General features: G+C 74.5%; 15 protein-coding genes. 12 read left to right on the forward strand and 3 right to left on the reverse strand.

Going from position 1 to position 17,434, the window contains the following annotated elements:
- Positions 1-21 precede the first annotated feature (21 nt).
- Complete coding sequence (locus tag ABT093_RS18170) at positions 22-582, reverse strand: hypothetical protein (RefSeq protein ID WP_350565338.1); 561 nt, start codon at positions 580-582, stop codon at positions 22-24.
- Between the two features lie 257 nt (positions 583-839).
- On the opposite strand from ABT093_RS18170, the gene ABT093_RS18175 reads away from it, so the two are divergent.
- Positions 840-3,512 carry a winged helix-turn-helix domain-containing protein gene (locus tag ABT093_RS18175; protein WP_350565340.1) on the forward strand — a complete coding sequence of 891 codons (2,673 nt, stop codon included), beginning with the start codon at positions 840-842 and terminating at the stop codon, positions 3,510-3,512.
- 53 nt (positions 3,513-3,565) lie between these two features.
- Here ABT093_RS18175 and ABT093_RS18180 read toward each other — a convergent pair whose 3' ends face one another.
- Complete coding sequence (locus tag ABT093_RS18180; RefSeq protein ID WP_350565342.1) at positions 3,566-3,766, reverse strand: DUF8691 family protein; 201 nt, start codon at positions 3,764-3,766, stop codon at positions 3,566-3,568.
- 270 nt (positions 3,767-4,036) lie between these two features.
- Between ABT093_RS18180 and ABT093_RS18185 the strand changes: the two genes are divergently transcribed.
- The 3 genes from ABT093_RS18185 to ABT093_RS18195 all read left to right on the forward strand — a co-directional run bounded on the left by ABT093_RS18185 (position 4,037) and on the right by ABT093_RS18195 (position 7,740).
- Positions 4,037-5,869, forward strand: coding sequence for a glycoside hydrolase family 15 protein (locus ABT093_RS18185; RefSeq protein WP_350565343.1), 1,833 nt, complete (start codon positions 4,037-4,039; stop codon positions 5,867-5,869).
- Positions 5,870-5,935: 66 nt separating this feature from the next.
- Positions 5,936-6,334, forward strand: a complete 399-nt coding sequence (locus ABT093_RS18190) for a DUF7144 family membrane protein (protein WP_350565345.1) — start codon at positions 5,936-5,938, stop codon at positions 6,332-6,334.
- The gene (locus ABT093_RS18195) at positions 6,331-7,740 is read left to right on the forward strand and encodes an MFS transporter (RefSeq protein ID WP_350565347.1); all 1,410 of its coding nucleotides are present in this window, start codon (positions 6,331-6,333) and stop codon (positions 7,738-7,740) included. Before ABT093_RS18190 ends, ABT093_RS18195 begins: the two co-directional genes overlap by 4 nt.
- A 40-nt stretch (positions 7,741-7,780) precedes the next feature.
- On the opposite strand, the gene ABT093_RS18200 is transcribed toward ABT093_RS18195, so the two are convergent.
- On the reverse strand, positions 7,781-9,298 hold the full coding sequence (locus ABT093_RS18200) for an MFS transporter (protein WP_502884252.1): 1,518 nt from the start codon (positions 9,296-9,298) through the stop codon (positions 7,781-7,783).
- A gap of 252 nt (positions 9,299-9,550) precedes the next feature.
- On the opposite strand from ABT093_RS18200, the gene ABT093_RS18205 reads away from it, so the two are divergent.
- From ABT093_RS18205 to ABT093_RS18240, 8 genes are all read left to right on the forward strand, one after another.
- On the forward strand, positions 9,551-11,611 hold the full coding sequence (locus ABT093_RS18205) for a galactose-binding domain-containing protein (protein WP_350565349.1): 2,061 nt from the start codon (positions 9,551-9,553) through the stop codon (positions 11,609-11,611).
- Between the two features lie 124 nt (positions 11,612-11,735).
- The gene (locus ABT093_RS18210) at positions 11,736-12,143 is read left to right on the forward strand and encodes a YciI family protein (protein WP_350565351.1); all 408 of its coding nucleotides are present in this window, start codon (positions 11,736-11,738) and stop codon (positions 12,141-12,143) included.
- 8 nt (positions 12,144-12,151) lie between these two features.
- Positions 12,152-13,312 (forward strand): RNA polymerase sigma factor, encoded by a 1,161-nt coding sequence (locus ABT093_RS18215; protein ID WP_350565494.1) that lies wholly within the window; start codon positions 12,152-12,154, stop codon positions 13,310-13,312.
- Between the two features lie 170 nt (positions 13,313-13,482).
- Positions 13,483-13,950 carry a MarR family winged helix-turn-helix transcriptional regulator gene (locus ABT093_RS18220; RefSeq protein WP_350565353.1) on the forward strand — a complete coding sequence of 156 codons (468 nt, stop codon included), beginning with the start codon at positions 13,483-13,485 and terminating at the stop codon, positions 13,948-13,950.
- 191 nt (positions 13,951-14,141) lie between these two features.
- Positions 14,142-15,341, forward strand: coding sequence for an MFS transporter (locus ABT093_RS18225; RefSeq protein WP_350565354.1), 1,200 nt, complete (start codon positions 14,142-14,144; stop codon positions 15,339-15,341).
- A 41-nt stretch (positions 15,342-15,382) separates the two neighbouring features.
- Positions 15,383-15,805 (forward strand): GlcG/HbpS family heme-binding protein, encoded by a 423-nt coding sequence (locus ABT093_RS18230; RefSeq protein ID WP_350565356.1) that lies wholly within the window; start codon positions 15,383-15,385, stop codon positions 15,803-15,805.
- A 92-nt stretch (positions 15,806-15,897) separates the two neighbouring features.
- The gene (locus ABT093_RS18235) at positions 15,898-16,728 is read left to right on the forward strand and encodes an aldo/keto reductase (protein ID WP_350565496.1); all 831 of its coding nucleotides are present in this window, start codon (positions 15,898-15,900) and stop codon (positions 16,726-16,728) included.
- A 147-nt stretch (positions 16,729-16,875) separates the two neighbouring features.
- A complete protein-coding gene (locus tag ABT093_RS18240) occupies positions 16,876-17,418 on the forward strand; it encodes a DinB family protein (protein ID WP_350565358.1) in 543 nt (180 codons plus the stop codon).
- Positions 17,419-17,434 lie beyond the last annotated feature (16 nt).

Consider the following 17,434-nt stretch of genomic DNA (forward strand, 5'->3'; position numbering starts at 1 on the left):
GGACCACCCGGTCCGGGTGATTCAGTGCCCGACGGCCACCTTCGCCGCCACGATGACCAGGCCCAGCAGCAGGTTGACCACCGCCTCGGCGAGGACCTGGCGCGGGGCGGCCCCGGCCCGGCGGGCGCCCAGGCTCGCCCAGCCCACCTGCTGGGCCACCGCGACGCCGAGGGCGAGCCAGGCGTTCTCCCGCGTCCCGAGCCAGGGGCTGACCAGCACCGCCAGGGCCGGCAGCGCCGCGGCCTCGACGATGGGCCACTCGTGCCGCCCCACCTCGACCACCTGGCGCCGGCTGACCTGGCGCCCGGCCTCGCGCTGCCCGGCGACGTGCGCGTAGACGTGCGCGGCCCAGAAAACCAGCCCGGTGACCACCAGCAGCAGGATGAGCGAGAACCTCGGGTGCGGCCCGTCGACGCTGGAGGCCGCGATCACCGAGGCCGCCAGCATCGAGCCGTAGACCGCCCCGGCGTAGTCGGTCCGCCGCGCCCGCTCGTCCGGCCCCGCTCCGGGCGGGACGGGCGAGCCGGGCGAGCCGGGCGGGCCGGGGACGCGCCGTCGCGGCGCCGGTCCGGGATCGGTCACGGCGGCCTCCCGCGGGGTAGCGACCGGGCCGGCCGGGCCGACCGGTCCTCGCGACGATCGTCGCCCGTGCGGCGGCCGCCGGCCTCACCCCGGGGAGGTGAGGCGGGGTTCCCGCCCGCTCCGATGGCACGCGGCGCCCGGCCCGTACTACCGTCGAGGTGGCGTCTCCCCGAGCGGCCCGCGGCGGTTCGCCCGCGGCCCGCCGCTCCGCTCCCGGCCGTGCCCACCGGCACGGCGGAACCCCCAGGCGGTGGCCCATGCCGCACACCCGCACCGCACCCGCGAGGCTTCCCAACGGCGACCCGATGCTGCTCACCCGGGTCCGTCCGCCCGCCCCTCCCGCCGCCACCTTCCTGCCGCGCGACCGGCTGCTGCGCCGGCTCGACGCGGCGGTGACCCGGCCGGTGACCCTGGTCGACGGCCCCGCCGGAGCGGGCAAGACCCTGCTGGTGGCCGACTGGCTGGCCCGCGGGCACCTGCCGGGCCCGGCCGGGTGGCTCACCCTGGAGACCGGCGACAACCAGCCCGGCACCTTCTGGGCGTACGTCCGCGAGGCGCTGCAGAGCGCCGTGCCCGGACTGCCCGACGAGGTGGGCGCCCCCGCCCGGGCCGAGTACGTCGAGCCCTCCCTGCTGGTCCACCTGGCCGCCTGGCTGAACGGCCTGCCCACTCCCGTGGTCCTGGTGCTGGACGAGTTCGAGCACATCGACAACCCCCGGTTGACCGAGCAGCTGCACGACCTGGTCCGGCACACCTCCGGGCAGCTGCGGCTGGTGCTGGTCGGCCGCAGCGAGCCGCTGCTGCCGCTGCACCGCTACCGGGCCGCGGACGAACTGGGCGAGCTGCACGCCGCCGACCTCGCGCTGAGCCGTGCCGAGGCGGCCGCGGTGCTGGCGCGCCACGGGCTGGATCTGGACGCCGCCACCGTCGGCGCGGTGCACCACGCGGTGTCCGGCTGGGCGGCCGGCCTGCGGCTGCTGGCGATCGCCGCCAAGGACTCGGACGACCCCGGCGCGTACCTGGGACGGATCGACACCGGGCACGCCGCGCTCTCCGACTACCTGCTCGCCGAGGTGCTGCGCACCCAGCCCGCGCCGACCCAGGACCTGCTGCTGCGCTGCAGCATCCTGGCCCGGGTCCACCCGGACCTCGCCGACGCGCTCACCGGCCGCCGCGACGGCCTGCGGATCCTGAGCCGGCTGCACCAGGACAACGCCTTCACCGACGCCCTGCCCGACGGCTGGTACCGGCTGCACCCGATGTTCGCGGGCATCCTGCGCCTGCACCTGCGCGCCGCCGACCCGGAGCGGATCGACGGGCTGCGGGTGCGCGCCGCCCGCTGGCTCGCCGACCACGGCCAGTACCGGGCCGCGCTGGACCACGCCGCCGAGAGCGGCGCCTGGGCGCTGGCCGCGCAGTTGCTGGTCGACCAGCTGGCCCTCGGCGAACTCCTCGCCGGGCGCGACGCCACCCGGCTGTGCGCGCTGTTCTCCCGGATGCCGCCGGGCGAGCACGCCCCGGCCGCCGACCTGGTGCGCGCCACCGTCCACCTGGCCCGCGACGAGGCGGACGACGCCCTGCGGATCCTGGAGCGGGTCGAACCCCGGCTGGCGGACCAGCAGCCCCCGCTCCAGCTGGCGGCCGCCTTCGTCCGCGCGGAGACCTCCCGCCGCCTCGGCTGCGCCGCGCTCGCCGAGAGCGCCGCCCGCCGGGCCCACGAGCTGGAGCACCTGGTGCCGGCCGAGCTGCTGGAGCGCCACCCCGAACTGCTCCCGCTGGTGGACGCCGGGCTCGGCTCGGCGCTGCTGTGGCAGGGGCGCCTGGACGAGGCGCGCGCCGCCCTGGACAGCGCCGCACAGGCACCGCTGTCGCCCACCACCGTCCGGCTGCGCCACGACTCGCTGTGCCGGCTCGCGCTGATCGACTACCTGCGCGGCTGGCCCGGGCGGGCCGAGCGCCGGGTGCACGAGGCCGACGAGGAGGCCGACCGCTCCAGCCTGCCGCCCGACAGCCGCACCGAGGTCCGTGACCTGGTGCTGGCCGCCGCGGCGCTGGAGCGCGACGAGCTGGCCGACGCCCGCTCGGCGCTGCACCGCCTCACGGCCGGCCACCACGCGCCCGACCGCGACCCGGTGGTCACCCTGGGCAGCGGGGTGATCCGGGCCAGGCTCCAGCTCGCCCAGGGCCGGCCCGAGGCCGCGCTGCGCCTGCTGGCGGAGACCCGGGAGCGCGAGCTCGCCGACCGGCCCTCCGACTGGAGCCGCGAGCGCCTGGCCGTCACGGCCTGCGCCGCCCTGCTGGCGGCCGGCCGGCCGCAGGACGCGGTGGCGGCCCTCGCCGGCGCGCCGACCCGGGCGCCGGACTCGGTGGTGGTGGCGGCGCAGGCGCAGCTCGCGGCCGGACGGGACGAGGAAGGGGCGCTCGGGCGGCTGCGCGCCCTGCGCGGCGATCCGGCGGTCGGCAGCGCGACCCGCACCCGGGCGCTGCTGCTGCTCGCGCAGGCCGGCGCCGACCACGACGGCCCGGACAGCACCCGCCTGCTGGTGCAGGCCCTGGCCACCGCCGAGCCGGAGCGGCTGCGCCGGCCGTTCCGCGAGTCGGCGCCGTGGGTGCGCCGCCAGCTGAGCCGACAGCCGCAGCTGGCCCGGGCCCACGCCTGGCTCCCGCAGGACCTGCGGCCGGCCGCCGTGGACGCGGCCCCCGACGGCGACGGCGCGCCGCCGGCCGAGCCGCTGACGACGCGGGAACAGGAGATCCTGCGGTGCGCGGCGCGGATGCTGTCGACCCAGGAGATCGCCGACGAGCTGTTCCTGTCGCCGAACACGGTCAAGACGCACCTCAAGAGCGTCAACCGGAAGCTGCTGACCGCCAACCGCCGCGAGGCGGTGCGCGCCGCCTCGCGGCTGCACCTGCTGGACGGGAAGCCCTGAGCCCGCGCACCGGCGGGCGGGGCCGCCGGCCCGCGCGTCGGCTCACCGCCGGCTCACTCCGGCAGCCGGCGCAGCTCCGTCACGGTCAGCCCCAGGGCCTGGCACCGGTTCAGCAGCCCGAACAGGTGCGCCTCGTCGACGACGTCGCCGTACAGCACGGTGTGGTCGGGGACGACCCGGCTCTCCAGCTCGGGGAAGCCCTCGCGGCGGGTGGTCTCCTGCAGCACGCCGGACACCTGGATCTCGTAGCGCATGGGGCCGGCTCCCTTCGCCTCGTCGGTGACCTCCAGCGTCACCGCCGCCCCGCGCGCACCGCATCACCCCCACCAGGTGACCCTCCCGCCCGGGCCCGGGGCACGCGGGGCGCGGCGGCTGCCGGCCGGGCGGTCACCCACGCCGGGTGATCCGGCGCCGCGCCGCCCGCTCGTAGGGTGGCGGCGCAGGCAGTCCCCGCCGGCCGTCCGGCTCCCGCCGCCCGTCCGGTTCCCACTGCCCGGCCACCGCCGTCCGTCGAGGGAGCACCCATGAGCGCCTACCCCCCGATCGCCGAGCACGGGATCATCGGCGATCTGCAGACCGCCGCCCTCGTCTCCACCGAGGGCGACATCGACTGGTGGTGCACCCCCCGCTTCGACTCCCCGAGCCTGTTCGCCTCCCTGCTGGACGCCACCCGGGGCGGCCGGTGCCGGCTCGCGGCCGACCGGGACGCGGTGCCCGAGGTCCAGGTGAAGCAGCTCTACCTCGCCGGCACGGCCATCCTGGTCACCCGTTTCCTCGCCCCGCAGGGGGTCGCCGAGGTGATCGACTTCATGCTCCCGGACACCTCGCCGCAGCCGAGCGAGCAGCACCGGATCCTGCGCACCGCCCGGGTGGTCCGCGGCCGGGTGCCCTTCGTGCTGGAGTGCCGGCCGCGCTTCGACTACGGCCGCGCCGCCCACCGGCTCGACCGGCCCGACGAGCGGACCGCCCTGCTGCGGAGCCCCGGCCAGGAGCTGTGCGTGCAGTCCTCCGCCCCGGTCGTGCTGGAGGCGGACGGCACCGACGTGACGGCCCGGTTCAGCCTCGGCGAGGGCGAGATGGCCACCGTCGTGCTGACCACCCGCCCGCCGGGCGCCGTGCTGCCCGCCCCGCCGCGCGACCAGGACACCCTCGCGGCCTTCGACGCCTGCCGCGCGTTCTGGTACGACTGGCTCAGGTCGTCCACCTACCGGGGCCGCTGGCGCCAGATCGTGGACCGCTCGGCGATCACGCTCAAGCTGCTCAGTTACCGGCCGACCGGCGCGCTGATCGCCGCCGCGACGACGGGGCTGCCGGAGCAGGTCGGCGGCGAGCGGAACTGGGACTACCGCTACACCTGGATCCGGGACGCCTCGCTCTCCGCGCACACGCTGACCGGCCTCGGCTTCCACGAGGAGGCGCGGGCCTTCCGCCGCTGGGTGCGCGAGCGGGTCGAGGCCGCCGCGGACGCCCCGGGCGAACGGCTGCAGATCATGTACCGCATCGACGGCGACCCCCACCTGAGCGAGGAGACCCTCGACCACTGGGAGGGCTACCTCGCCTCGTTCCCGGTGCGCGCCGGCAACGCCGCCGCCGACCAGCTCCAGCTGGACATCTACGGCGAGGCCGCCTACGCGTTCGCCGCCGACGAGAGCGACATGGGAGCGCTGCGCGGCTGGGACGCCTTCCGACGGCTGGTGAACTGGCTGACCGAGCACTGGGACCGCGCCGACGAGGGGGTGTGGGAGACCCGCGGCGGGCGCCAGGACTTCACCTACAGCCGCCTGATGTGCTGGGTCGCCTTCGACCGCGCCGTGCGCCTGGCCCGCCTGCACGCCCGCCCGGCGGACCTGGAGCGCTGGAGCTCGGTGCGCGACGACATCCTGCGCCAGATCGTGCAGCGCGGCTGGAACGACGAGCGCCGCGCCTTCGTCCAGCACTACGACACCGACGTCCTGGACGCCTCACTGCTGCTGATGCCCAAGGTCGGCTTCCTCTCCCCCACCGACCCGGACTGGCTGTCCACGCTGGACGCGATGGACCGGGAGCTGGTCTGCGACAGCCTGGTCTACCGCTACGACCCGGCCGCCTCCCCCGACGGGCTGCGCGGCACCGAGGGCACCTTCAACCTCTGCTCCTTCCTCTACGTCGAGGCCCTCGCCCGGGCCGGCCGGGTCGAGCAGGCCCGCTACGCCTTCGACAAGATGCTCACCTACGCCAACCACGTCGGCCTGTTCGCCGAGGAGATCGGCCCCTCCGGCGAGCAACTGGGCAACTTCCCGCAGGCGTTCACCCATCTCGCGCTGATCGACGCGGCCCTCGCCCTCGACGAGGAGCTGGACCGCCGGGGCGCCGCCTGACGGCGCGCGATGCCCGGCACCGCGATCCGTCCGGTGTCCGTCCAGGTTCGTGAAAGGAGCCCGGCCATGGCCTCCACCGCCCACCCGGCGCGCCCGCGCCGCAACCTGCTGCCGTTCGCGGGCGTGGCGCTGATCCTGCTGGCCCTGTTCAACGGGTGGGACGCGATGGCGGCCCTGATCGACTCCCCCGTCGTCACCGGCACCGACCGCTACGTCTTCGGCGACCTGCACAGCCTGGGCTGGGCGGTGCTGGCCCTCGCCGTCGCCCAGGGGCTGGCCGGCATCACGCTGCTGACCGGCGACCTGCCCAGCCGCTGGTTCCCGGTGACGGTGCTGTGCGCCAACGTCTTCGTGCAGTTCGTCTTCCTCCCGAGCTACCCCGCCTGGTCACTGCTGATCATCGCCGTCGACGTGGCCGCGCTCTACGCCGTGCTCACCTCGCCCGCGCCGGGGAGCCGGACATGACCGCCGCCACGGCCCGCCCCGCCGCGGCCGGGCGGCGCGTCCTGGTCCCGCTCGCCCTCGCCCAGTTCATCTGCAGCTTCGCCGGTTCCAGCATGAACGTGATGATCAACGACATCAGCGAGGACCTCGACACCAGCGTCCAGGGCGTCCAGGTCGCGATCACCGTGTTCCTGCTGGTGATGGCCGCCCTGATGATCCCCGGCGGCAAGCTCACCGACCGCTGGGGGCGCAAGCGCTGCCTGATGCTGGGCCTCGGCGTCTACGGCGTCGGCGCCCTGCTCAGCGCGGCCGCCCCCGGGCTCGGTGTGCTGATCCTCGGCAACTCGGTCCTGGAGGGCGTCGGCACCGCGCTGCTGATCCCCCCGGTCTACATCCTGACCACCCTGCTCTTCACCGGGACCGCCGCCCGGGCCCGGGCGTTCGGCGCCATCATGGCGCTCGGCGGCATCGGCGCGGCGGCCGGACCGCTCATCGGCGGCCTGCTCACCACCGCGATCGACTGGCGCGCCAACTTCGGCTTCCAGGTCGTGGTGGTGGCCGCGATCATGCTGCTCACCCGCACCCTGGAGGACCCGCTGCCGCCCGACCCCGACCGGCCGTTCGACGCCGTCGGCGCGGTGCTGTCGGCCGCCGGCCTGGTCCTGCTGGTCACCGGCATCCTCGCCGCCGACAACAACGCCTGGCTGATGGTCGCCCTGCTGGCGGCCGGCGCGGCCGTACTGGTCGGCTTCTTCGCCTGGATCCGCCGGCTGGAACGCGCGGGGCGCGAACCGCTGCTGGCCACCAGCCTGTTCCGGGACCGCACCTCGAACCTCGGCCTGGTGACCCAGAACGCCCAGTGGCTGGTGCTGATGGGGGTGTCCTTCACGGTCGGCGCCTACCTCCAGGTCGTCCGCGGCTACAGCGCCATCGCCACCGGCGGGGTGTTCACCGCCGCCACCGTGGGGCTGCTCTTCTCCTCGCTGGCCGCCGAGCGGCTGGCGAAGCGCCGCGCCCAGCGCACCCTGATCGTCACCGGCTTCGCCGCGACCACGGCCGGCATCGTCGTGCTGCTCCTGCTGGTGCGCTCCTTCGACGGCGTCTGGGCCTTCACCCCCGGTCTGCTGCTGATCGGGCTCGGCCTCGGCCTGATGCTCACCCCGTCGGTCAACGTCGTGCAGTCCGCGTTCCCGGACCGCCGCCAGGGCGAGATCTCCGGCCTGTCCCGCAGCGTCTCCAACCTCGGGTCCTCGCTGGGCACCGCCGTCGCCGGCACCATCCTGGTCTCCGAACTCAGCCGCAACGGCTACGCCGCGGCGATGATCGCGCTGGCCGGCTTCGGGGTGGTCGGCCTCGGGGCGGCCCTGCTCCTGCCGCACGACCGCCCGGCCGGCAGCGGGGAGGCCCGGTCCGTCCCCGGGCGGTGAGCGGCTCGCACCGCCCGGGGACGGCGCCGGGCGCGCCGGGTCATGCCGGGCCGGTTCCCGGCGGGGCGCTGCCGACGGCGCTCAGCGGGGTCGCCAGGGACTCCAGACTGCGGCGCTCCGCGCGGACGCCGAGCGCGGCCTCCACCAGGCCGGCCAGCGTCATCAGCCCGGCGCCGACGCAGAACGCCAGGGTGGTGTCGGAGACCTCGCCCGTGCTCACCAGCCCGTTGAACAGCAGCGGACCGCTGATGCCCCCGGCCGCCGTGCCGACGGCGTAGAAGAAGGCGATGCACAGCGCCCGGGTCTCCAGCGGGAAGATCTCGCTGACCGTCAGGTAGGCCGAACTCGCGCCCGCCGAGGCGAGGAAGAGCACGGCCGTCCAGCAGGCCGTCATGGTGACGGCGGACAGCGCCCCCTGCTGGAAGAGCGCGGCGGTACCGAAGAGCAGCACGCCGGATCCGAGGTAGGTGCCGGCGATCATCGGTTTGCGGCCGACCGAGTCGAAGAGGTGACCGAGCAGCAGCGGGCCGAGGAAGTTGCCGAGCGCGATCACCGCGAAGTAGTAGCCGGTGTCGCCCTCGGGAACGTCGAAGAAGGTGGTCAGGATGACGGCGTAGCCGAAGGTCACCGCGTTGTAGAGGAACGCCTGGCCGATGAACAGGGCCAGGCCCAGGACGGTGCGGCGCGGGTACCGGGTGACCACGGTGCGGGCGATGACGAGGAAGCCGAGCGGGCCGCGCTCGCGGATCAGCATCGGCTCGCCGGTGACCGGCGGCAGCGCGGAGCCCGTCCGCTCCTCGGTGATCCGCTCGGCCTCGGCCACCACCGCCTCGGCCTCGTCGGCGCGCCCGTGCGTGACCAGCCAGCGCGGGCTCTCCGGGACGTGACGGCGCACCAGGAGGATCACCAGGCCGAGCGCCACGCCGATGCCGAAGGCCAGCCGCCATCCCGTGTCGGTGGCGAACAGCGCGGTGTCGAGCAGCGCGATGGAGGCGAAGGCGCCGACGGCCGCGCCGATCCAGAAACTGCCGTTGATGATCAGGTCGATCCGCCCGCGCACCCGGGCCGGGATCAGTTCGTCGATCGCGGAGTTGATCGCCGCGTACTCGCCGCCGATGCCGAAGCCGGTGAAGAACCGGCAGACGAAGAAGAACCAGGCGCTCCAGGAGAACGCGGTGACGGCGGTCGCGGCGAGGTAGACCGCCAGCGTCAGCATGAAGAGCTTCTTGCGGCCCAGCCGGTCGGTGAGCCAGCCGAAGAACAGCGCCCCGCTGCACGCGCCCGCCACGTACACGGCGGCCGCGACCGTGGTCACCTGCGCGGTGGAGATGCCGATGCCGCTGCCCGGTTCGGCGAGCCTGGCCGCCATGTTGCCGACGATCGTGACCTCCAGGCCGTCCAGGATCCAGACGGTGCCCAGGCCGATCACGATCCGCCAGTGCCAGGCGGACCACGGCAGGCGGTCCAGCCGGGCCGGGATCGTGCTCTCGACGGCGCCGCCGCCCGGTCCGGCCGTCGCGTCGCGGCCCCGGCCGGCCGTTCTCGTCCGTTCCCCCACTGCTGCCTCCTCCGCTCGCACCGGCCATGGACCACCGGCGTCTGCCCGATCCCGCGGCGGACATGCCGACGGTCGCGCGGACCGGGGCAGCCGGCGCCGTGCGGGTTCTGTCAGCGCTATTGACGGAATGTCCAACAATGGCGATTCTCGTCAGCACCGAGTGCGCGGGACCTGACGACCGGCCAGGGTGCGGTGCCGCGCCACGGGCGGGACGCCGGCCGCGCCGTCCGCCCGTCCGGAACTGGGGTGCCCATGACCCGACTCCCCCGCTTACGCCTCCGATTCGCCACCCTGCTCGCCACCCTGCTCGCCCTGGTCGCCGCCGCGCTCGCCGCCCCGGCCCGCGGGGCGGGCGGCGCGAACTGGTGGGAGCCCGTCGCCCGGCCGGCGCCCGACGCCGCGATCGGCGTCACGGGCGAACCGTTCACCGGCACCGACGCCCAGGGCCGGGTCCGCGGCTTCGTCGACGCGCACGACCACATCATGGCCAACGAGGCCTTCGGCGGCCGCCTGATCTGCGGCAAGGCCTTCTCCCCCGCGGGCGTCGAGGACGCCCTGAAGGACTGCCCGGAGCACTACCCCGACGGCTCGCTCGCCATCTTCGACATGATCACCAAGGGCGGCGACGGCAAGCACGACCCGGTCGGCTGGCCGACCTTCGCCGACTGGCCGGCCCACGACTCGCTGACCCACCAGCAGAACTACTACGCCTGGGTGGAACGTGCCTGGCGCGGCGGCGAGCGGGTGCTCGTCAACGACCTGGTGACCAACGGGGTGATCTGCTCGGTCTACTTCTTCAAGGACCGCAGCTGCGACGAGATGACCTCCATCCGCCTGCAGGCGCAGCAGAGCTACGCGATGCAGTCCTACGTCGACGCGATGTACGGCGGTCCGGGCAAGGGCTGGTTCCGGATCGTCACCAGCAGCACGCAGGCCCGGGACGTCGTCCGCCAGGGCAAGCTGGCCGTCGTCCTCGGCGTGGAGACCTCCGAGCCGTTCGGCTGCAAGCAGGTGCTGGACGTCGCCCAGTGCGGCCAGGCGGACATCGACCGCGGCCTCGACGAGCTGTACGGCCTCGGCGTGCGCAGCATGTTCCTGTGCCACAAGTTCGACAACGCGCTGTGCGGGGTGCGGTTCGACGAGGGCTCGCTGGGCGCGGCGATCAACGCCGGCCAGTTCCTGTCGACCGGCACCTTCTGGCAGACCGAGACGTGCCCGGGCCCGCAGCACGACAACCCGATCGGCCTGGCGCCGACCCCGGCCTCGATCCAGAGCCAGCTGCCCCCGGGGGTGGCGGCGCCCTCGTACGCGGCCGGCGCGCAGTGCAACACCCGCGGCCTGACCGAGCTCGGCGAGTACGCCCTGCGCGGGATGATGCGGCGCGGCATGATGCTGGAGCTCGACCACATGAGCGTCAAGGCGGCCGGGCGGGCGCTGGACGTCATGGAGTCGGTGTCCTACCCGGGCGCCCTCTCCTCGCACAGCTGGATGGACCTCGGCTGGACGGAGCGCGTCTACCGGCTCGGCGGCTTCGTCGCCCAGTACATGAACGGCGCGGAGGCGTTCAGCGCGGAGGCGAGGCGCACCGACGCGCTGCGCGACAAGTACGGGGTCGGGTACGGCTACGGCACCGACATGAACGGCGTGGGCGGCTGGCCCGGTCCGCGCGGGGCCGGGACCGCCAACCCGGTGCGATACCCGTTCCGCACCGCCGACGGCGGCTCCCTGGTCGAGCGCGCCACCGCCGGCAGCCGCACCTGGGACGTCAACACCGACGGCGCCGCGCACTACGGCCTGGTGCCGGACTGGCTGGAGGACATCCGGCAGGTGGGCGGGCAGGACGTGGTCGACGACCTGTTCCGGGGCGCGGAGTCGTACCTCACCACCTGGGGCGCCTCCGAGCGGCACCGGTCCGGGGTGAACCTCGCCGCGGGTGCCTCGGCCGGGGCGAGTTCCGCCGAGTGGAACCCGTTCACCGACTACGGGGCCGCCCGGGCCGTCGACGGCAACGGCTCCAGCCGCTGGGCCAGCGACTGGAGCGACGACCAGTGGCTGCGGGTGGACCTGCCCGCCACCGCCCTGGTCGGCCGGGTCACCCTGGAGTGGGAACGCGCCTTCGCCCGGGCCTACCGGATCGAGGTGTCCACCGACGGGACGAACTGGAGCACGGTGTGGTCCACCGCCTCCGGCGACGGCGGCCTGGACACCGCGCGGTTCCCCGCCGTCCCGGCCCGCCACGTGCGGATCCACGGCGAGCAGCGCGGCACCTCCTGGGGGTACTCGCTGTTCGAGGCGGGCGTCTACCGGAGCTGACGGGAGGGCGTCGGAAACCGCCGGAAGAAATTCCGCGCGGTGATGTCGAGAAGCCGTGGGTGGCTCCGTCCCAGGGTCGAAGGCGGCCACAATGGGCCGCAGGAACTCCGAGGAGAGGGTCACCATGGCCAAGTACCTGCTGCTGAAGCACTACCGCGGCGCGCCGGAGTCGGTCAACGACGTCCCCATGGACCAGTGGACGCCCGAGGAGATCGAGGCCCACATGCAGTACATGCGGGACTTCGCGAACCGGCTGGAGAAGAGCGGCGAGTACGTCGACGGCCAGGCGCTCGCCCCCGAGGGGGCGTGGGTCCGGTACGACGGCGAGGGACGCCCGCCGGTCACCGACGGCCCGTTCGCGGAGACCAAGGACCTCATCGCCGGCTGGATGGTGATCGACGTCGACAGCTACGAGCGCGCCGTCGAGCTGGCCGGGGAGCTGTCCGCCGCGCCCGGGGCGGGCGGGCGGCCGATCCACGAGTGGCTGGAGCTGCGCCCGTTCTACGGCTCCGCGCCGACCGTCACGGAGTGACGTCTCCGGTGGACGAGGCCCTGCTGCGCAGCCTCACCCCGGGCGTGCTCGCCGTCCTCGTCCGCCGCGGAGCCGACTTCGCGGCGGCCGAGGACGCCGTCCAGGACGCCCTGGTGGAGGCCCTTCGGGTCTGGCCGGCCGGTTCGCCGGCGGACCCGAAGGGCTGGCTGGTCACCGTGGCCTGGCGCAAGTTCCTCGACGCGGCCCGGGCGGACACCGCCCGGCGCCGCCGGGAGGACCGGGTCGAGGAGGAGCCGGCCCCGGGCCCGGCGTCCGCGGTGGACGACACGCTCCGGCTGTACTTCCTGTGCGCCCACCCCTCGCTGACGCCCGCCTCGGCGGTCGCGCTCACCCTGCGCGCCGTCGGCGGGCTCACCACCCGCCAGATCGCCCGGGCCTACCTGGTGCCCGAGCCGACCATGGCGCAGCGGATCAGCCGGGCCAAGCGCACGGTCTCCGGCGTGCGCTTCGACCGGCCCGGCGACGTGGCGACCGTGCTGCGGGTGCTCTACCTGGTGTTCAACGAGGGCTATTCGGGCGATGTCGACCTCGCCGCCGAGGCGATCCGGCTGACCCGGCAGCTCGCGGCCCGGGTGGACCACCCCGAGGTGGCGGGGCTGCTCGCACTGATGCTGCTGCACCACGCCCGGCGGGCCGCCCGGACCACGCCGGACGGCGACCTGGTGCCGCTCGCCGAGCAGGACCGCGGCCGCTGGGACACCGCGGCGATCGCGGAGGGCGTGGCGGTCCTCCAGGCGGCTCTCGCCCGCGACCGGCTGGGCGAGTTCCAGGCGCAGGCGGCGATCGCGGCGCTGCACGCGGACGCGCGCAGCGCGCCGGAGACGGACTGGGTGCAGATCGTCGAGTGGTACGACGAACTGCTGCGGCTGACCGGCAGCCCGGTGGTCCGGCTGAACCGCGCGGTCGCGGTCGGCGAGGCGGACGGGCCGCGCGCCGGGCTGGCGGCGCTGGCGGAGGTCGACGCCGGGCTCCCGCGCCGGACGGCGGCGGAGGCCCATCTGCGGGAGCGGGACGGCGACCTCGCGACGGCGGCCCGGCTGTACGCCGAGGCGGCCCGTGAGGCGGCCAACGTCGCCGAGCGGGACCACCTGACCCGCCGGGCCGCCCGGATCAACACCGCGCTCGCGGCGGCGCGGCGGGAGTCCTGATCCGCCCGCGCCCGGCGGGCCGGCGGCGCGTTGCGGCCGCCCCGGGCCGGGGCGTCGCAGCGCGGGGCCCGGGGCAGAATACTTGCACTAGCGCTTTATCAGCTCTGGCCGGTATTCACCTTCATGGCTTACCCTTGGGTACCGCCCCATTCGGTAAGGAGACCGGCCCCATGACCGCCACGGACCCCGCGCTCACCGCCCTGGCCAGCGGCTGGGGCGCGCTCTCCCTCCTGCACGGCAGGATCGAGTCGCACATCGAGCGCGCCCTGCAGTCCAGGCACGACCTGAGCGTGCGGGAGTACTCGCTGCTCGACGTGCTCAGCCGGCAGCACGACGGTGAGGGCGGCCACCTCCAGATGAAGCAGGTCGCCGACGCGGTCGTGCTCAGCCAGAGCGCGACGACCCGGCTGGTCACCCGGCTGGAGGACCGCGGACTGCTGGCGCGCTACCTGTGTCCCACCGACCGCCGCGGCATCTACACCAATGTCAGCGAGGAGGGGCTGAAGCTGCTGGAGGAGGCCCGGCCGACCAATGACGCGGCGCTGCGCGAGGCGCTCGACGAGGCCGCGCGCAACCCCGAGCTGGCCTCGCTGGTCGAGGCCGTCGAGGCCGTGAACGCCCCGGCGCGACTCGGCTAGCCGCCCGCCTCCCGTCCGCGCCGACCGGCCCCAGCACTCCGCTGGGGCCGGTTTTTCGTGCCCCGCGATGACATGTGACCGCCGACATCCAGAGAACGACCACATCACGCGCTTGCACATATCGCGCGTCTGCAACTATTGTCGAGACACGCAAGGAGCTCACTCAAGCAATCACAGAAGGGTCGGGCCCAATGCCTCTCGCACTGCTCGCTCTGGCCGTCGGCGCCTTCGGCATCGGCACCACCGAATTCGTGATCATGGGACTGCTGCCCGAGATCGCCGCCGACTACGGCGTCTCCATCCCCACCGCGGGCCTGCTGGTCACCGGCTACGCGCTCGGCGTGGTCCTCGGCGCCCCGCTGCTGACCGTGCTCGGCACCAAGGTCAGCCGCAAGCGGATGCTCATGCTGCTGATGGGCCTGTTCGTGCTCGGCAACCTGGTCTCGGCCCTCGCTCCCTCGTTCGGCATGATGCTCACCGGCCGCGTGGTCGCCTCGCTCGCCCACGGCGCGTTCTTCGGCATCGGCTCCGTCGTCGCCGCCGACCTGGTCGCCCCGGACAAGAAGGCCGGCGCCATCGCCACCATGTTCACCGGCCTCACCGTCGCCAACATCGTCGGCGTGCCGCTCGGCACCTCCATCGGGCAGGCCGTCGGCTGGCGCACCACCTTCGCCGGCGTGGCCGCGCTCGGCGTGGTCGGCCTGCTCGGCGTCGCCAAGCTGGTGCCCGCCATGCCCCGCCCCGAGGGCGCCCACCTGCGCCGCGAGCTGACCGCCTTCCGCAACCCGCAGGTCCTGCTCGCCATGGCGATGACCGTGCTCGGCTTCGGTGGCGTCTTCGCCGCGATCACCTACATCGCCCCGATGATGACCAACGTGGCGGGCTACTCGGACGGCGCGGTCACCTGGCTGCTGGTCCTCTTCGGCACCGGGATGTTCCTCGGCAACCTGCTCGGCGGCAAGTACGCCGACCGCAAGCTGATGCCGATGCTCTACACCACCCTGGGCGGCCTCGCCGCCGTGCTCGCGCTGTTCACCGTGACCGCGCACAACAAGGTCCTCGCCGCGATCACCATCATGCTCGTCGGGGCGCTCGGCTTCGCGACCGTCCCGCCGCTGCAGAAGCGGGTCCTGGACCAGGCCCACGGGGCGCCCACCCTGGCCTCCGCCGTGAACATCGGCGCCTTCAACCTCGGCAACGCGCTCGCCGCCTGGCTGGGCGGCATGGTCATCGCCGCCGGCCTCGGCTACACCTCGCCGAACTGGGTCGGTGCCGCCCTCGCCGCCGCGGCCCTCGTGCTCGCCCTGTGGTCCGCCGCCCTGGAGCGCCGCACCTCCGCGACCGCGACCACGGCGGCCCCCGTCACCACCGCCGTCGCCGCCCACCACTGACCTCCCCCGTCCGGCTCCCCCACCCCCCGGAGAACCACCCCATGAGCACCACCGCCGTCACCCCGCTGACCACCGCCGACGCCGAGACCCTGGTCACGGCCGCCCGAGCCGCCGCCGAGGCGGCCGGGGTCCCGGTCAGTGTCACCGTCCTCGACGCCGGGGGCCACCTGCTGGCCTTCCGCCGCGACGACCGGGCCGTCCTCATCTCCGGCGAGACCAGCACCCGCAAGGCCTACACCGCGCTGCAGCTGAACGCCCCGACCGCCGACCTGGTCGACCTGGTCAAGCCCGAGGGGCCGTTCCACTCGCTGCCGACCGCGCTCGACCGGCCGCTGCTGTTCATCGCCGGCGGCATCCCCGTCCACCGCGACGGCCGTCTCGTCGGCGCGATGGGCGTCGGCGGCGGCGCCCCGGAGCAGGACCACTCCTTCGCCGCCGCCGCGCTGCGGGAACTCGCCCGATGACCCGCACGCCCCGCGAGGTCTTCGCCGACCACAACGGACGGACCGCCCCTCACACCCCCCACCACCGCACCGACCGAAAGACCGGCACCACCGTGAACACCCCCACCGTCCCCACCGTGAAGCTCAACAACGGCGTCGAGATCCCCCAGCTCGGCTTCGGCGTCTTCCAGGTCCCCGACGACCGGACCACCGCGGCCGTCGCCGCCGCCCTGGAGGCCGGCTACCGCAGCATCGACACCGCCGCGATCTACGGCAACGAGACCGGCGTCGGCCGGGCCCTGGCCCGGGCGGGCGTGCCGCGCGAGGAGCTGTTCGTCACCACCAAGCTGTGGAACACCGACCAGGGCTACGACGAGACCCTGCGCGCCTTCGACGCCGGCCTCGCCAAACTGGGCCTGGACACCGTCGACCTGTACCTGATCCACTGGCCCGCCCCGGCCCGGGACCGCTACCTCGACTCCTGGCGCGCCATCGAGCGCCTCGCCGCCGAGGGCCGGATCCGCGCCGCCGGCGTCTCCAACTTCCAGCCCGCCCACCTCCGGCGCCTGCTGGACACCAGCGAGCTCGTCCCGGCCGTCAACCAGGTCGAGCTGCACCCCGGTCTGCAGCAGGCCGAGCTGCGCGCCTTCCACGCCCGGCACGGCATCGCCACCGAGGCCTGGAGCCCGCTCGCCCAGGGCGCCGTCCTGGACGACCCGGCGATCACGGCGATCGCCGCGCGCACCGGCAAGTCGCCCGCGCAGGTGGTGCTGCGCTGGCACCTGCAGCTGGGCAACATCGTGATCCCCAAGTCGGTCACCCCGGCCCGGATCCGCCAGAACCTCCACGTCTTCGACTTCGAGCTGACCGGCGAGGACATGGCCGCGATCGCCGCGACCGACCGCGGCCTGCGCACCGGCCCGCACCCGGACCAGCTCAACTGATCCTCCCGACGACCCTCGCCGGCCGACGGTCCGTCAAGAGGGCGGCGGGGTGGGGTCGAGGTCAGGATCTGACCTATACGGAGCCTACTGTGAAGCACGTCGGACGGCACGAGCCGCCGGCAACGGATGCACGACGGAGGCAGAGACATGAGCGACACCGCGACCATCACCCCCCTCGCGGTCACCGGCGAGCGGGCCGACCTGCTGGCACAGCTCGCCACGCAGCGCCAGTTCCTGCGCTTCACCACCCGCGACCTGACCGACGAGCAGGCCGCCCTGCGCACCACCGCCGGCGAACTGTGCCTGGGCGGCCTGATCAAGCACGTCGCGTCCGCCGAGCGGGCCTGGGTCGCCTTCATCCTCGAAGGCACGTCGGCGATGCCCGACTTCACCAAGCTGACCGAGGCCGACCTGGAGCAGCGGACCAACGAGTTCCGCCTGCTGCCGGGCGAGACCCTGACCGGCGTGCTCGCCGCCTACGAGGAGGTGGCCGCCCGTACCGACACGGTGATCGCCGCCCTGCCGGACCTCGACATCTCCCACCCGCTGCCCCCGGCCCCGTGGACCGAGCCCGGCACCCGCTGGTCCGCCCGCCGGGTGGTGCTGCACATCATCGCCGAGACGGCCCAGCACGCCGGCCACGCCGACATCCTGCGCGAGTCGCTGGACGGCGCCAAGACCATGGGCTGACACCCGCCGACGCCCC

The sequence above is a fragment of the Kitasatospora sp. NPDC002551 genome (assembly GCF_040296005.1).
In the GTDB taxonomy this organism is placed as follows: Bacteria; Actinomycetota; Actinomycetes; order Streptomycetales; family Streptomycetaceae; genus Kitasatospora.

Coding starts and splice junctions, on each gene's coding strand:
- ABT093_RS18190 (WP_350565345.1), top strand. CDS start 5,936: ATGGCCTCCACCGCCCACCCGGCGCGCCCGCGCCGCAACCTGCTGCCG.
- ABT093_RS18210 (WP_350565351.1), top strand. CDS start 11,736: ATGGCCAAGTACCTGCTGCTGAAGCACTACCGCGGCGCGCCGGAGTCG.
- ABT093_RS18175 (WP_350565340.1), top strand. CDS start 840: ATGCCGCACACCCGCACCGCACCCGCGAGGCTTCCCAACGGCGACCCG.
- ABT093_RS18230 (WP_350565356.1), top strand. CDS start 15,383: ATGAGCACCACCGCCGTCACCCCGCTGACCACCGCCGACGCCGAGACC.
- ABT093_RS18220 (WP_350565353.1), top strand. CDS start 13,483: ATGACCGCCACGGACCCCGCGCTCACCGCCCTGGCCAGCGGCTGGGGC.
- ABT093_RS18205 (WP_350565349.1), top strand. CDS start 9,551: ATGACCCGACTCCCCCGCTTACGCCTCCGATTCGCCACCCTGCTCGCC.
- ABT093_RS18240 (WP_350565358.1), top strand. CDS start 16,876: ATGAGCGACACCGCGACCATCACCCCCCTCGCGGTCACCGGCGAGCGG.
- ABT093_RS18180 (WP_350565342.1), bottom strand. CDS start 3,766: ATGCGCTACGAGATCCAGGTGTCCGGCGTGCTGCAGGAGACCACCCGC.
- ABT093_RS18195 (WP_350565347.1), top strand. CDS start 6,331: ATGACCGCCGCCACGGCCCGCCCCGCCGCGGCCGGGCGGCGCGTCCTG.
- ABT093_RS18225 (WP_350565354.1), top strand. CDS start 14,142: ATGCCTCTCGCACTGCTCGCTCTGGCCGTCGGCGCCTTCGGCATCGGC.
- ABT093_RS18185 (WP_350565343.1), top strand. CDS start 4,037: ATGAGCGCCTACCCCCCGATCGCCGAGCACGGGATCATCGGCGATCTG.